Raw genomic sequence first — 14629 nt, 5'->3', positions numbered from 1 at the left:
GCCGCGAGGAACAGGCGGCGCGTGCGCGTGCGCGGCTCACCCGCGCCGGGCGTTGTCCAGCGCGGCGATCACGACATTCTCGAAAGCGCGAACGACGCGCGTGTCCCCATCCACGCGGCCGGCAGCCGCACGTTGACGCTCGCGCCGGGCAGCGCGCAGGCCGGTATCGCGCGACTCGTCCGCCAGCCGCACCGCCAGCCGCAGGTATTCCGCGCGCGAAGCCGCCACGGTCTCGGACAGGCCGGCCTGGCGCAATACACCCGCCGCCAGCCGCTGCCGCATGCAGGCGCCTTCCATGGTGACGATCGGAATGCCCCGGTGCAAGGCCTGCCAGGCCGTCGTGTAGCCCGAGAAGGCGGGGCAATCGAGATAGACGTCACAGCCATCCATCAGCGACAGGAACGCCCCTGCGGCAAGCCACGGAAGCACCAGGAAGCGCCCCTCGGCGGCCAGGCCACGATTGCGGAAGGCGCCGGCAAGGCGATCCAGCAGTCTGTCGGTCGCCCAGGGATAAACCGGGTCGCGACAAAGGATGAACAGCGCATCGGGCACCTGCTCGGCGAGATCCACGAACAGCTCATCATCGGACGGATCGAACTTCATCGGTCGCTGCGGAACGACAAAGCGCACACCGCGACTTCTCGCCAGCTCGGCCTCGACCTCGGGGATCGGCGTCGCGGGCAAGAGCAACGGAACGGTGCAACAGCCGGCTCCCGGCAGGAGCACCAGCCGTTCCCGGTAGTGCGCGCTCGCCGCCGGCGGCTCGATCAACTCGCCCGAGAGGAACAGGTCGATGCTGGCCAGCCCGGTGGTTATCGGATGGCCCCATCCCGCCATCTGCAGTGGCGCCAGGCGTCGTGCCGCCAGATGGTAGGTCAGCGGATCCATGCCCAGTTCGGGATAGAAGATGGCATCGGGCGCATCGGCGATCACCGCCGCTTGCCAGGCGGCCGCATCGGCGACCGATGCACGGTCGCGCCAGACGTCGGCAAGGTTGCGGGCGACGGCCGTCTCTGCGTCCTCGACCACGCCGAGGTGGTAGAGAACGACCTCGAAGCGCGTCCGATCGAGGTGGCGAAGGAGACCGTGCAGAACGACATCCCAGACGGAATGTCGGCGCAGATGCCGGGAGATCACCAGCAGACGAATGCGCTCGCGCGCCGGTGGCAGAGACGCCAGCGGCGCCGAGCTGCCGACGAGATCGCCAAAAGCGGACAAGGAGGCGAGATGATTGCCGTAACGGTAGGCCAGAAAGAAAGGCATCAGCGAGGCCGCCGGCTCGCCGACCCCGGCATCTTCCCGGTGATGATCCAGCGCACACGCGGCGAGAGCCGACGCGAAGCGCGCGGGAGCGGAACTGGCCTCCTCGGAAGTCGAGGCGACGATCGGCAGCAAGGAAAGCGCGTGTTGCAGGTGGAGTTCGCGGCGTCCCGGCGCCATCTCCAGAGCCTGTCGCAGGGTGGCCTCCGCGTCTGCCGCCTGGCCACGTTCCGCGAGGACGGCGGCGAGCCGTGCCAGCGCCGGCAGGTGTCCGGGCAGTTGCTGCACGACTCGCCGATAGGCAGCTTCCGCCTCGCCAAGACGATCTTGTTCGCCAAGCAGACGACCGAGGTTCATCAGCGCATCAAGGTAAGCGGGGGCAATCGCCAGCACGTCGGTAAAGGTCTTCTCGGCGGCGGCCAGTTGCCCGAGCTCGATCAGTACGTTGCCGAGATTGTTGTAGGCCGGGAGATACGCCGGCGCCAGCTGGATCACGCGGGCATATTCGGCAGCCGCTTCCGGCAGCCGCCCCGAAAGACGTCGCAGCTCACCCTTGCAGAAATGCGGCATCGGATGCTGCGGATGGACAACGAGGGCGCGCTCGCAGAGAAGCTCCGCTTCGGCCAGGCAGCCTCTTCGCGACAGCGTGTCGGCAAGGCCGAGCATGGCATCCACGGAGTCGCCGTCGAGGCCGAGTGCACCGCGAAAGGCGGCTTCGGCCTCCGCATCGCGTCCGGCGTGGGCCAGGGCATTGCCGAGCTGAACGGTCGTTGCAGGGTTTGCCGGGCGCAACTCGACGGCCCGCCGCAAGGCGGCGACGGCCTCACTGGCGCGTCCCTGCGCCAACAAGGCAGTCCCCAGATTGAGCAAGGCATCCGCATCGCCGGGAGCAAGATCGGCCGCACGCTGCAGCGCGGCGAGACCATCGTCGCCGCGCATCTGCAGGGTCACACCAAGCAGCCCCCAGAGAAAGGCCGAGCCGGGCGCCGAAGGCAGCAGTCGCTTGATCTCCATCTCGAGCCGGGAATGCTGCCCGGCATGCAGCAGACCGATCAAGCGTCGCCCCTCGGCCGACTGGGCCCCGAACAGCCGCTCGCTCGCCACCACGCCAGACGCACTCTTCGCCTGACAGCAGGCCTTGAACTTCCGCCCACTGCCGCAAGGGCAGGGATCATTGCGCCCAACGCGTGTCATTCTGTCCTCCCCCGGCAAGTAGATGGTCACCGCCGGAGCCTGACAGGACCCGGTTCACGTAGGCATGGACCGCGTCGTCGTCGAGGATGCCGCTGTGGTCCTGGTCAAAGCCGCGCATCGCCCGGGACTGGGCCTGCGCCTCCGCCCGCAGCTGGCTGTCCAGCGGTATGACTCCATCACCACTGCGGAAGGTCGTCCGGCTACTGTTGCGATAGCCGAACAGCAGGTAATGGGAAACCCTCGGCGGCAGCGGCCGGGCGAAAAGCTCGCGCAGGAAGCGACTACCCGGCGCGATGCTTTTCCACACCGGCACGACGACAGGCGAGCGATCCACGCCGGTCTGCGCCGCCCGACTGCCGCCGAAGGGCGTCGAGATCGACGTGAAGGAGCGGACGTAAGCGCAGTGCTGCAGTTCTTCGCAAGCCTTGAGATAGGATTGGGCGAGGAGGCCGCCGAGACTGTGCGCGACAAGATGCAATTCCTTCAGGTTGTAGCGCAGATCCAGTTCGCTCAGCATGCCCAGCAAGCCATTGCCCAGCGCGTCCAGCGCCAGGCCGGAAGGATAGTGGAGCAACCAGGGCTGAAAGCGCGTCCGATCCAGCCCGGCGATCATCCCGGCGAAGTCCCGCGGGCTGCCGTTGATGCCGTGCATGAACAGTACGGGCACCTTGTGCGGCGTGTATTCCTCGAGAAAGTACAGGCCGGCGTGGCCGGCCTTCATGAAGCCGATGGGTTGCCAGACGCCCATGCTGGCCACCTCGGGTTCGAAGCGTGCATCATCCAGATCGACCACCTGTCCCAGTTGCACATCCACCGATCCCAGGGTGATCCCGCGCAACTCGGAGAGGTCGCCCATCTGTGGTCCCTCCCGGGCATCCGGCTCGGCGGGCCTGATGCGCAGCACGATCCCGGCGACCTCGCGCTTGCCGCTTGGCGATTCGGTCAACTCATACCAACCGGAAGGCTCGTCCGGCTGGTACTCGAAATCTCCGTTCAGATCGTTGAAGGCAAACAGATAGCGCGACCCGGCAAGGATCACCATGTCGAACTTGCCAGGCTTTTCGAAGACGCGATAGGTGTGCACCTGGCGCCCGGATCTGTCACCAAGGGCGACGACGATCGTCGGGCAATCGGCACAGGTCGGCGACTCGATCCGACCGGCGACGCGATGGAAGGTCTTGCGCGCCTCCTTGAGATCGGCGTGCAGGCTCATCAGGTTGCCGCAACCGGCCAGCAGCAGCCCGAGAAAAACGGCAAGCAGCAAGCGCCGGACGCCGGACCTGTCGCGGGTGGGCGACGGGCCCCAGTGGCGCTGCAGGCCAGGCCGCCAAGCGCCGGCGTCCAACGCCGCAAGCCACATCCCGTGGATCCCACAACCCTGACGGCCTGCGCCCGGCGCTTGCGCAGGCCTGCTCGGCGGGTTAATCTCGCCGTCAGGCGTTGGCGCCGGCACCACCCCCGTCGAGCAGATGCGGCGGGTTTGTCGGTCGCTATCCCTGAGCGAGATCAACCTGCACGTCCGCCTTCGTATTCCACCGCAACCAGCCACGGAAATCCAGTCATGAACAAGCTGCTTGCCCTCACTCTCTCGATCGCAGCCGCAAGCGCGGCGTTTCAACAACCCGTGCTGGCCGACAGCAAGCCCAGCGTGGCAACAACGCCCGACAAGCTGGCACAGGCGCGCACGCAGGTGGAAGCCCGGCAATGGGCGGCGGCACTGGCGGAACTCCGGCGCATCAACGATACGAGCAGCGCCGACTGGAACAACCTGATGGGCTACTGCCTGCGCAAGTCGCCGTCACCCGATCTCGATGCCGCCGAGCGCCACTACAACGAGGCGCTGCGCATCGCCCCGCAGCATCGCGGAGCGCTCGAGTACTCGGGTGAACTGTACCTCATGAAGGGTGACCTCGCCAGCGCCGAGAAGCGACTGGCCGCCCTCGACAAGGAATGCCTGTTCGGTTGCGAGGAATACACCGATCTGAAGAAGGCCATCGAGCGTTTCAAGGCAGCCGGCAACCGCTTCGTGGCACCCCGCTGAGGCTGCGGTTCCGCACGTCGAAGCAGCCGCGTTGCACACGGTCAGGCACTCTTCGCGATCACCGCCGCTACAACCCGCCGGGGATCACCGCCTATAACGTGGTCCCGGGCCTGCTGGGCGTCATACTCACCATGACCATGGTGCTCATGACGGGGCTGGCGATGACTCGCGAACGCGAGCGCGGCACTTTCGAGCAACCGCTGGCAACCGCGGCGACGCCGCTGGAGGTGATGACCGGCAAGATCATTCCCTGCATGCTCATCGGCCTCATCCAGGTCACGCTGATACTGCTGGCCGCGCGCTGGGTGTTCGACGTCCCCATGCGCGGCAGCATTCTCCTCCTCTACGGCGTCGTGCTCGCCGTTGGGCTGAAGGCCTTCCGGCGTACGCTCGACTGACTCGGCGACAACGACATGGCAAGGCGTCGCAGGCAGTCGCGACGTCCCTGGGGATTACGTTTGCGCGTGTTGCGGGGCATCGGCACCCACATGCGCGAGCTGCTTGCGGCGCATCGGTTCGGCCGCCTTGAGCACCTGCCGGATCAGTTCCTTGCCGCCAGCATCCAGCCGCCGGGTCTGCCGGTAGTCGAGCAGGAAGCGCAGCCGCTCGCTGCGCCGGAAGAACCGTTGTGCCGGCGCGTCCAGCGCCGCGAGGTCGCTTGCCCGCGCCGCCACGCTGAGTTCCCGCCGATGCGACCGCCCGCGCGGCATGTCGATGAGCGAGAGCCGCGCCAGTTCGTTGCCCGCGATTACCAGGTTCCGCCAGTACAGGTCGCCATGCGTGAACTGCCGTGCATGCATCACGCGCGTGAGCCGGGCCACCTGACGCAGGAGTTCGCCGCGAACCGACCGCCGTTCGGCGCCGGCCAAGCGCGGCAGCACGTCCCGGATGAACACATCCACGGGCATCGGTTCGGCGATGCCCGTAGTAATCAGGAAGGACCGCCACAACCAGCCGGCCCGCCGTTCCTCGCCGAAGGCCAGCGGCATCGCCTCGGTCAGCTGCCACTCGTGCAGCCGCGCCAGATTGGCAAACTCGCGGCGCACCTGCGAAGCACCGAAGAGCATCCCGCGAAACACGCGGCTGCGCAGTTGCGCCCAGCGCGTCACCCAGGATTTCTTCAGGAACAAGACCTGGCGCGCGCCCTCGACCTCGACGCGCCGCACCTCGCTGCTGCCGCTGCGGCGCACGACCGTCCCCTGGTCGCCGAGGAACGCGGGTTCGAAGCTGTTCAGTCCGGCGGCGCGCAGCCGCGCTTCCCAGCCCGGCGCAAAATGGAGGTACTGGCGGCGGAGCACGCTGACCGCGGGCGGCGACGGCTCAAGCCGATACGCGTTCAAAGACCGCAAGGTGGAGATTGTTGGTCAGGTCGAGCGGAAAGTTCTTCACCAGCCTGAAGCCATTGGCCGCGAAATAATCCGTGACCTCGGCCAGCGGCGTGTTGAAGACCGAAAGCTTCTTGCCGCGCCAGCGACGCAGTTTCTGTTCCAGCGCGCGCAGGGTTCTCGGGTTGAAGTAGGACATGACCACGTGCTGGCGCGCGACGCGGCAGAGTTCTCCGACGACCTTGCGGCGCAACTCCTCGCTGGGCAGATGGTGAAAGAAACGAAAACAGACGATCGCATCGAAACTCCGGTCGGCCTGCGAGAGATTTTCGATGTCTTCTTTGAACACGGGAACCTTCAGCCCCGTAGCGGCGGCGGTCTCGCGGGTGATGTCGCGCATAGGCTCCGAGTAATCTGCCGCGCTCATCTCGTACCCGAGCTGGCTCAGCAGCACCGTCACCCGGCCGCCGCCGCAGGGCACGTCGAGGACGGAGGCGGGCCTGGGGATGAGCTCGAAAGCGCTCTCGACCAGCTTCAATTCCGGAACGTTGCGCCGTGCCTCGCGGTTGGCATAGCCGCGAGCCTTGTCCTCGGTGTAATTGGTCTTGGCGCGGTAGGTCGCGCAGGGAGTATCGTTCATGCTCGTCACCATCTGGACGTGAGGATGAGGCGCTGGCGGCGCTTGGCGATGTCGCCGAGCGACGGCGCCTGGCGTAAGGACGGGCTCGAGATCATCCACACCATCTTGCCGCGCAGGCCTGAAGCCCACCTTAACGCATGCTCGGGTGGCTTCCGCGAACATTCATGACTCATACGGTGCGCGCCGTTCGGATCAAGTGGTCCCGTGTGGGACGACGCGGGTTTCGTTACCGCCTGGCGATGCGATCGGCAAACTCGATCATCCGTTTGAGAAACTGCGCGTGCCGACCATTGCTTTCGGGCCGCCAGCAGCCTTCATCGGAGTGTCTGTGACGTGAGAATACCCGTCGGGAACGCGACGCTTCCACCGCCCGGAGGAGCTGTCGATGATGAAGTCGCTGGCCTTCGCCGAGTAGCCGAAGGACGGATGGAGGAAGCCACTGTCTTGATTGACAGGACCAGACGGCGTGTGTTCGTCCTGACACCCCCTGTCGTAGTCAGCCACCTGATTGTGACTGCGGTGTCGATGGCGAATCATCGCGAGTGAGGCCGGCCCTCCCCTGCAGGCAGCGCAGCAGCGCCAGCACTCAGCGATCGAAGAAGCGGACGATCTTGCCGATCCGTTTGCGGTCGTCGTCGGTCACTCGCGCGTGCCCGGCATAGTCAAGATAGAAACGCAGTCGTTGCGTGCGCGACAACAGGCGCCGGGCAAGCTTGTCGAGCCAGGCGAGGTCCTTGACGATGCGGTACCGGAGAACTGCGCCACGGTAGAAGGTGCCGCTCGGGCAATCGATCAAATAGACTGTGGGCAAGGGCCCGTCATCGACCAATAGGTTGCGCCATTTCAGATCGTTGTGCGCGAAGCCGTGGCCGTGCAGAGTGCGCGCGATGCCGGCAATCTGCCGCGCGACATGGGCAACCCAGCGACGATCACCCAGGCGCGAATCGTTGGCGCGGGCCAATTGCGCCAGATCGCACGTAGCCGGGATCTCGTCGGTCACCACGGCACCACGTATGAAGCCGCCGAAGCGACGCTCGAGGCCGTAGGCGACCAGCGTTGCCGTTGGAATTCCCCAGTCCCGGAAAGCCTGCAAGTTCCGCCACTCGGCGCGCACTCGCGGCGGACCCAGCCAGCGGCGCAGGCCAAACCAGCGGCGCTTGAGGTTCTTGCCGGTGCCACTGTAGCGCTTGACGTAATAGCGCTTGCCGCCGGCACTGACGCGCAGGACGCGGCTGAGCGAATCGCTGGTAATCAACTCGCCGTCGAGCGCAAAGACGCGGTCGATGTCGTCAAACAGTTCTGCCACCTCGCTTGCCGGGTGTTGCCGGTTGACCCACCAGAACCTCACGTCATTTTCCTCTCGCCCACTTTGCCAATGCAACGGGCGAGCAGGTGCCGCACCTGCTTCGCCAAATCGGTGTCCGGCCACTGCCCGGCGCCGCAAGACGCAACGCGGCAAGATCCTTGGCGTTCCCGCGCCGCGGCACCCTGGCCCAGACCGGTGCGCAACGGCGGTGGATCGATCGGAGCCACGGCTGATCGGCCATTGGCCGCGAATCAAGGTGCGGCAGAAAGCGACGGTTACAGGAATTCCATTGCCTTACCCCGAGCGCGTGCATTCTTTCCCCCATCGCGGCGACACCTCTGCATGACACGCGCCCCAGGCAAGCTGCGAGGCAGATCCTGCCATTACCCAGCCTCCGCGCACGCGCCGAAAAGTCCCGGTGAAATCCGGAGCGCGAGAGTATTTGCGAAACTGGCATCGACCGTCAAGCGTACACGCACGCACCACCACGTACCACTTCCGGTCCGCGGAAACGATGACGCCGCCGCACTTGACGTGCGGCGGCGTCATCGCAAGACCAGAACTTGCCGCACCTATCGCTTTTTCACCGCCGGCAGATCCGTGCACACCCCCTCATACACCTCCGCCGCCATCCCCACCGACTCGCCGAGAGTCGGGTGCGGGTGGATGGTGTGGCCGATATCGGTGGCGTCACAGCCCATTTCAATCGCCAGGCAGACTTCGCCGATCAGGTCGCCGGCGTCGGTGCCGACAATGCTGCCGCCGATGATGCGGTGCGTGCCTTCGTCGAAGATCAGCTTGGTGAAGCCCTCTTCGCGGCCATTGGCCAGCGCCCGCCCCGAGGCAGCCCAGGGGAAGACGCTCTTGCCGTACGTGATTCCCTCGACCCGGCATTGCTCTTCCGTCTTGCCAGCCCAGGCGATTTCGGGATCGGTGTAGGCCACCGAGGGGATTTGCAGGGCGTCGAAGCAGCGCTTGCCACCGTTGGCGGCTTCGGCCGCCACATGCGCCTCATGCACGCCCTTGTGCGCAAGCATCGGCTGCCCGACGATGTCGCCGATGGCGAAGATGTGCGGGACGTTGGTTCGCAACTGCGTATCGACGGGAATGAAGCCACGCTCCGTGACGGCCACGCCGCTTTTCGGCGCGAGCTTCCTGCCGTTCGGCGAACGGCCGACGGCGACCAGCACGAGGTCGAAGACTTCCTTCTCGCCGTTGCTGTAGCTGACTTCGATGCCGGCGGCACTGGCTGCGGCGGCGACGACACCGGTGTTGAGCAGGATGCGGTCGAAACGATGGGCGTTCTTTTTCTCCCAGACCTTGACGAGATCGCGGTCGGCGCCCGGCATCAGGACGCCTCCGAGTTCGACGACGGTGATGCGCGAGCCGAGCGCCGAGTAGACACTGGCCATTTCGAGGCCGATGATGCCGCCGCCGACGACCAGCAGGCGCGGCGGGATCTGGCGCAGTTCAAGAGCGCCGGTCGAGTCGACGACGCGCGGGTCGTCGGGCATGAAGGGCAGCGCGATCGGTTGCGAGCCGGCGGCGATGATCGCTTTCTCGAAGCGGATCAGCTTGCGGCCACCGCCGGCAAGCGCGACTTCGAGGTGATGCGGGTCGACGAACTGGCCGACGCCCTGCACGACCTCGACCTTGCGCCCCTTGGCCATGCCGGCGAGGCCACCGGTGAGTTTGCCGACGACCTTGTCCTTGTGCGCGCGCAACTTGTCGAGGTCGATGTTCGGGGCGGCGAAGCTGACGCCGCAGTCGCCCATGTGCTGCGCTTCTTCCATGACGCCGGCGATGTGCAGCAGGGCTTTCGACGGAATGCAGCCGACATTGAGGCAGACGCCGCCGAGCGTCGGATAACGCTCGACAAGGACAGTCTGCATGCCGAGGTCGGCGCTGCGGAAAGCCGCCGAGTAGCCGCCCGGGCCGGCGCCGAGGACGAGCATTTCGCACTCGAGGTCGGCCTTGCCCGTGATCGGTGCCGCGGCCTGCGGCGCCGCTGCCGCGCTGGCCGGCGGCACCGTCGAAGCGGCGGCGACTGGCGTCACGACGGCCGTCGCCTCGGCAACGCCGGCGGTCTCGATGAGGACGACGATCGCTCCTTCGGACACCTTGTCGCCGAGCTTGACCTTCACTTCCTTGACGACGCCGGCGACGCTGCTCGGGATGTCCATCGTCGCCTTGTCGGACTCCAGGGTGACGAGTGGGTCGTCGCTCTTGACCGTATCGCCGGCCTTGACGCAGACGTCGATCACCGGCACGTCGTGGTAGTCGCCGATGTCGGGCACTTTGGCTTCAATGATCTGGCTCATGATTATCTCCCGATCAGAGCAGCACGCGCCGCATGTCGGCAAGCAGTTGCGCAACAAATACGTTGAAACGCGTCGCCAGCGCACCGTCGATGACGCGGTGGTCGGCCGACAGCGACATCGGCAGGATCAGGCGCGGCGCGAACTCCTTGCCGTTCCAGACCGGCTTCATCACCGACCGGTTCACCCCGAGGATGGCGACTTCCGGCGCATTGACGATCGGCGAGAAGTGCGTGCCGCCGATGCCACCGAGGCTGGAAATGGTGAAGCAGGCACCGGACATCTCCCCCGGCGTGAGCTTGCCGTCGCGTGCCTTTCTCGCCAGTTCGCCGCTTTCGACGGCGAGTTGGCTCACCGACTTCTGGTCGGCGTTCCTGATCACCGGCACGACGAGGCCGTTCGGCGTGTCGGCGGCGAAAGCGACGTGGCAATACTGCTTGAGCACCAGATTGTCACCATCGAGCGAGCTGTTGAACTCGGGGAACTTCTTCAGTGCCACGGCACAGGCCTTGATCAGGAAAGCAAGCATGGTGATCTTGAGACCACCAGACTGGGCCGACTTCTCGTTCTCCTTGTTCATGGCGACGCGGAAGGCTTCGAGATCGGTGATGTCGGCGTCCTCGTGGTAGGTGACCGCCGGGATCATCACCCAGTTGCGCGCCAGGTTCTGCGCGGAGATCTTCTTGATGCGCGCCAGTGGCTTGACTTCGACCGCACCGTATTTGGCGAAGTCCATCTTCGGCCACGGCAGGAGGTCGAGCCCACCGCCGAGCGAAGGTGCCGCGGCGGCCACGGCCGGGGCGCTCAGGACGCCCTTGACGTAGGCCGTCACATCCTCCTTGAGGATGCGGGCCTTGGGTCCGCTGGCAGTCACCTTGTTCAGATCGACACCGAGTTCGCGCGCCAGCATACGTACCGACGGGCTGGCGTGCATTCTGGCACCGGGCGCCAGCGCTGGGACCGGCGCAGCGGCCAGCATAGCCGCTGGCGCGGGCGGCGGTGCAACGCCGCCGGTCGCCGGTGCTGCCGTCGCGGCGGCAGTCACGGGAGCGGCGGCAGCAGCAGTAGGGGCGGCAGCGCTCCCAGCGGTGTCAAGGACGACGACGACCGCGCCCGCAGACACCTTGTCGCCGAGTCCGACCCTGATCTCGCGGATCACCCCGGCCGCCGACGAGGGCACGTCCATCGTCGCCTTGTCGGATTCGAGCGTGACCAGGGCATCGTCCACCTTGACGACGTCGCCGACCTTGACGCAGACGTCGATCACCGGCACGTCGTGGTAGTCACCGATATCCGGTACCTTGACCTCGACCGTCCCGCCGCCGCTCGCCGCCGCCGGCACCGGGGCGGTGACGGCTGCCGCCGGAACAGTGGCCGGAGAAGCGGCCGAGACGGCCGCCGCAGGCGCCGCGGCCCTTACCTCGGACGCTTCGAGGACAACGACGACCGTGCCTTCCGAGATCTTCTCGCCCAGCGCAACGCGGATTTCCTTTACCACACCGGCTGCCGACGACGGCACGTCCATCGTCGCCTTGTCGGATTCGAGGGTCACCAGGGCATCGTCGACCTTGACCACGTCGCCGACGATGACACAGATGTCGATCACCGGCACATCGGTGTAATCGCCGATATCGGGGACTTTCACTTCGATCAATTGACTCATCAGAGGGCTCCCTTAAACCGTCGTCGGGTTGGGTTTGTTCGCGTCGATCCCGTACCGGGCGATGGCTTCGGCCACCTTGCCGCGCTCGATGATTCCGTCATCGGCCAGGGCCTTCAGGGCGGTCACCGCCACCCAGCGACGATCGACCTCGAAGAAGTGACGCAGCTTCTCGCGCGTGTCGGAGCGGCCGAAGCCGTCGGTGCCCAAGGTGACGTAACGACGGTTGATGAGAGGGCGAATCTGGTCGGCGAACATGCGTACGTAGTCGGTCGCGGCGACGATCGGCCCGCGCGTGTCGCCAAGGCACATTTCGACGTGCGACATCCGCGGCCTGGCGGTCGGGTTGAGCATGTTCCAGCGCTGCACGTCGTTGCCGTCGCGCGCCAGTTCGGTGAAGCTGGGGCAGCCCCAGAGATCGGCATCGACGCCCCAGTCGTTCTTGAGCAGATCGGCAGCGGCAATCACTTCCCGGAAGATGGTTCCCGAGCCCAGCAGTTGCACGCGCGGCGCCGGCGGATTGCTGTCCGAGGACTGACCGCGGCGCAGCAGATACATGCCGCGCAGGATGTCGGCCTCGGCACCCGCCGGCATCTCCGGATGCTCGTAGTTCTCGTTCATCACAGTGACGTAGTAGAAGACGTCCTCCTGCTCCTGGTGCATCCTGCGCATGCCTTCGCGCATGATCACGGCGATCTCGAACGAGAAGGTCGGGTCGTAGCTGATGCAGTTGGGGATCAGGCTCGAGAGAACCAGCGAATGGCCGTCCTCGTGCTGCAGGCCTTCGCCGTTCAAGGTGGTGCGGCCAGCCGTGCCGCCGATCAGGAAGCCGCGCGCGCGCTGGTCGCCGGCGGCCCAGCAGAGGTCCATGGTGCGCTGCAGCCCGAACATCGAGTAGCAGATGTAGAAGGGAATCATCTGCACGCCATGCACCGAATAGGCAGTCGCGGCAGCGATCCAGTCGCTCATTGCGCCCGCCTCGTTGATCCCCTCCTGCAGGACCTGGCCGTCCTTCGACTCCTTGTAGAACATCAACTGGTCGTGGTCCTCGGGGACGTACTTCTGGCCCTCCTGGTTCCAGATGCCGATCTGCCGGAACAGTCCTTCCATGCCGAAGGTGCGCGACTCGTCGGGAACGATCGGCACGACGTGGCGGCCGACCTTCTTGTCCTTGAGAAGGATGTTGAGAAAGCGGACGATGGCCATCGTCGTCGACACCTCGCGACCTTCGCCCGAAGCCTTGAGCAAGGACTCGAAGGCGGACAGATCCGGTATCTCGAGCGCCGCCGCGGCGCGTCGACGCTGCGGCAGGTAGCCGCCGAGATCCATTCGCCTCTGGCGCATGTAGGTCAGTTCGGCCGAGCCTTCGGCGAACTTCAGATAAGGCAGTTCGGCGATCTGGTCGTCGCGCACCGGCAGGCCGAAGCGGTCGCGGAAGCGCTTGATCGCGTCGTAGTCGAGCTTCTTCTGCTGGTGCGAGATGTTCATCCCCTCGCCCGCCTGGCCCATGCCGTAGCCCTTGATCGTCTTGGCCAGAATCAGGGTCGGCTGACCCTTGTGCTCGACGGCGCTCTTGTAGGCGCTGAAGATCTTGAAGATGTCGTGCCCACCGCGATTCAACATCCACACCTGGTCGTCAGTCCAGTCGGCGACCAGTTCCTTGAGTTCCGGGGTATTGAAGAAGTGCTCGCGGACGTAGGCGCCGTCCTTCGCCTTGAAGGTCTGGTACTCGCCGTCTACGATTTCCATCATTCGCTGCTTCAGGATGCCCTTCTTGTCGCGCAGGAAGAGCGCGTCCCAGTAGGTTCCCCAGATCAGCTTGATGACATTCCAGCCGGCGCCGCGGAAAGTCCCTTCGAGTTCCTGGATGATCTTGCCGTTGCCGCGCACCGGACCATCGAGGCGTTGCAGGTTGCAGTTGATGACGAAAATCAGGTTGTCGAGTCGCTCGCGCGCGGCCATGCCGATGGCACCGAGCGATTCGACTTCGTCGGTCTCGCCGTCGCCGAGGAAGGCCCACACCTTGCGGTCGCCGGCCGCGATGAAACCGCGGCTGTCCAGGTACTTCATGAAGCGTGCCTGGTAGATCGCCTGGATCGGCCCAAGGCCCATCGAAACCGTCGGGAACTGCCAGAAGTCGGGCATCAGCCACGGATGCGGGTAAGAGGAGACGCCCTTGCCATCCACCTCCTGCCGGAAACGGTCCATCTGCTCGTCGGTCAGCCGCCCGAGCAGGTGCGCGCGCGCATAGACGCCGGGTACCGAGTGACCCTGGAAGAAGATCAGGTCGCCACCGTGCTGCTCGGACGGCGCGTGCCAGAACCACGAGAAGCCCACGTCGTAGAGTGCTGCCGCCGAGGCGAACGAAGCGATGTGGCCGCCGACGTTGCTCTTCTTGTTGGCGCGCACGACCATCGCCATGGCGTTCCAGCGAATGTAGTTGTGAATCCGGATCTCCAGATCGGCGTTGCCGGGATACTTCGGCTGCCGCTCGACCGGGATGGTATTGACATACTCGGTAGTCGCGCTGTAGGGGATGTCGATCCCTTCGTGGCGCGCCTGGGCGATCAGACCATCGATCAGCTGGTGAGCGCGCTCGACGCCCTCCCGGTCGATCACGCCACTCAGCGCGTCCTGCCACTCCTGGGTTTCCTGCGGGTCCGGATCGCCAACACCGGCCGGCAGCGTGTTTTCGGGCAGAGCTCCCATGGCTTTGTCTCCTGATCTTCTGAATCGTGAAATTGATGATGGTTCGCTGCGCGCCAGGACTGACCGCAGCAACAAGAGTAATCCCTTGGCCGGCTGCACGGTACCGCGCTGCAGCACAGGCATCTATCCCGCATTGTAAAACACCTTTTTGTATCGCGCAATAACGGCCGGTTCGG

The 14629-nt window shown here is 65.6% G+C and carries 9 protein-coding genes and 1 pseudogene; 2 read left to right on the top strand and 8 right to left on the bottom strand.

The window, feature by feature from the left end; translation table 11 throughout:
• Positions 1-36: 36 nt before the first annotated feature.
• Both CAP2UW1_RS09185 and CAP2UW1_RS23650 read right to left on the bottom strand, forming a co-directional pair.
• Positions 37-2454: a tetratricopeptide repeat protein gene (locus tag CAP2UW1_RS09185; RefSeq protein ID WP_015766347.1), complete on the bottom strand. Its 2418-nt coding sequence runs from the start codon at positions 2452-2454 to the stop codon at positions 37-39.
• Positions 2432-3718 (bottom strand): lipase family alpha/beta hydrolase, encoded by a 1287-nt coding sequence (locus CAP2UW1_RS23650; protein ID WP_199931615.1) that lies wholly within the window; start codon positions 3716-3718, stop codon positions 2432-2434. The genes CAP2UW1_RS09185 and CAP2UW1_RS23650 overlap by 23 nt, the downstream gene beginning before the upstream one ends.
• 297 nt (positions 3719-4015) lie before the next feature.
• Between CAP2UW1_RS23650 and CAP2UW1_RS09175 the strand changes: the two genes are divergently transcribed.
• Both CAP2UW1_RS09175 and CAP2UW1_RS09170 read left to right on the top strand, forming a co-directional pair.
• Positions 4016-4495 (top strand): tetratricopeptide repeat protein, encoded by a 480-nt coding sequence (locus CAP2UW1_RS09175; protein WP_015766345.1) that lies wholly within the window; start codon positions 4016-4018, stop codon positions 4493-4495.
• A 50-nt stretch (positions 4496-4545) separates the two neighbouring features.
• Positions 4546-4854, top strand: a pseudogene (locus CAP2UW1_RS09170) (ABC transporter permease); the annotation flags it as partial.
• 93 nt (positions 4855-4947) lie between these two features.
• Here the strand turns inward: CAP2UW1_RS09170 and CAP2UW1_RS09165 are convergent.
• The 6 genes from CAP2UW1_RS09165 to aceE all read right to left on the bottom strand — a co-directional run bounded on the left by CAP2UW1_RS09165 (position 4948) and on the right by aceE (position 14453).
• On the bottom strand, positions 4948-5835 hold the full coding sequence (locus CAP2UW1_RS09165) for a lipopolysaccharide kinase InaA family protein (RefSeq protein ID WP_199931614.1): 888 nt from the start codon (positions 5833-5835) through the stop codon (positions 4948-4950).
• Positions 5816-6622, bottom strand: coding sequence for a class I SAM-dependent methyltransferase (locus CAP2UW1_RS23645; RefSeq protein WP_081444141.1), 807 nt, complete (start codon positions 6620-6622; stop codon positions 5816-5818). Before CAP2UW1_RS23645 ends, CAP2UW1_RS09165 begins: the two co-directional genes overlap by 20 nt.
• 424 nt (positions 6623-7046) lie before the next feature.
• Positions 7047-7808: a lipopolysaccharide kinase InaA family protein gene (locus tag CAP2UW1_RS09155; RefSeq protein WP_015766342.1), complete on the bottom strand. Its 762-nt coding sequence runs from the start codon at positions 7806-7808 to the stop codon at positions 7047-7049.
• A gap of 530 nt (positions 7809-8338) precedes the next feature.
• Positions 8339-10087 carry a dihydrolipoyl dehydrogenase gene (gene lpdA / locus CAP2UW1_RS09150; protein ID WP_015766341.1) on the bottom strand — a complete coding sequence of 583 codons (1749 nt, stop codon included), beginning with the start codon at positions 10085-10087 and terminating at the stop codon, positions 8339-8341.
• A 13-nt stretch (positions 10088-10100) separates the two neighbouring features.
• Positions 10101-11747: a dihydrolipoyllysine-residue acetyltransferase gene (aceF, locus tag CAP2UW1_RS09145; RefSeq protein WP_015766340.1), complete on the bottom strand. Its 1647-nt coding sequence runs from the start codon at positions 11745-11747 to the stop codon at positions 10101-10103.
• Between the two features lie 12 nt (positions 11748-11759).
• The gene (gene aceE, locus CAP2UW1_RS09140; protein ID WP_015766339.1) at positions 11760-14453 is read right to left on the bottom strand and encodes a pyruvate dehydrogenase (acetyl-transferring), homodimeric type; all 2694 of its coding nucleotides are present in this window, start codon (positions 14451-14453) and stop codon (positions 11760-11762) included.
• Positions 14454-14629: the final 176 nt, after the last annotated feature.

The sequence above is a fragment of the Candidatus Accumulibacter phosphatis genome (genome assembly GCF_000024165.1).
Lineage (GTDB): Bacteria > Pseudomonadota > Gammaproteobacteria > Burkholderiales > Rhodocyclaceae > Accumulibacter > Accumulibacter phosphatis.
Note: the sequence above shows the minus strand (reverse complement) of the source record. Positions and strands in the feature narration are given on the sequence as shown.

What these genes read in the sequence shown, in the direction of transcription:
- CAP2UW1_RS09185 (WP_015766347.1), bottom strand. Translation starts at nt 2,454, where the DNA reads ATGACACGCGTTGGGCGCAATGATCCCTGCCCTTGCGGCAGTGGGCGG.
- CAP2UW1_RS09175 (WP_015766345.1), top strand. Translation starts at nt 4,016, where the DNA reads ATGAACAAGCTGCTTGCCCTCACTCTCTCGATCGCAGCCGCAAGCGCG.
- CAP2UW1_RS23645 (WP_081444141.1), bottom strand. Translation starts at nt 6,622, where the DNA reads ATGTTCGCGGAAGCCACCCGAGCATGCGTTAAGGTGGGCTTCAGGCCT.
- lpdA (WP_015766341.1), bottom strand. Translation starts at nt 10,087, where the DNA reads ATGAGCCAGATCATTGAAGCCAAAGTGCCCGACATCGGCGACTACCAC.
- aceF (WP_015766340.1), bottom strand. Translation starts at nt 11,747, where the DNA reads ATGAGTCAATTGATCGAAGTGAAAGTCCCCGATATCGGCGATTACACC.
- aceE (WP_015766339.1), bottom strand. Translation starts at nt 14,453, where the DNA reads ATGGGAGCTCTGCCCGAAAACACGCTGCCGGCCGGTGTTGGCGATCCG.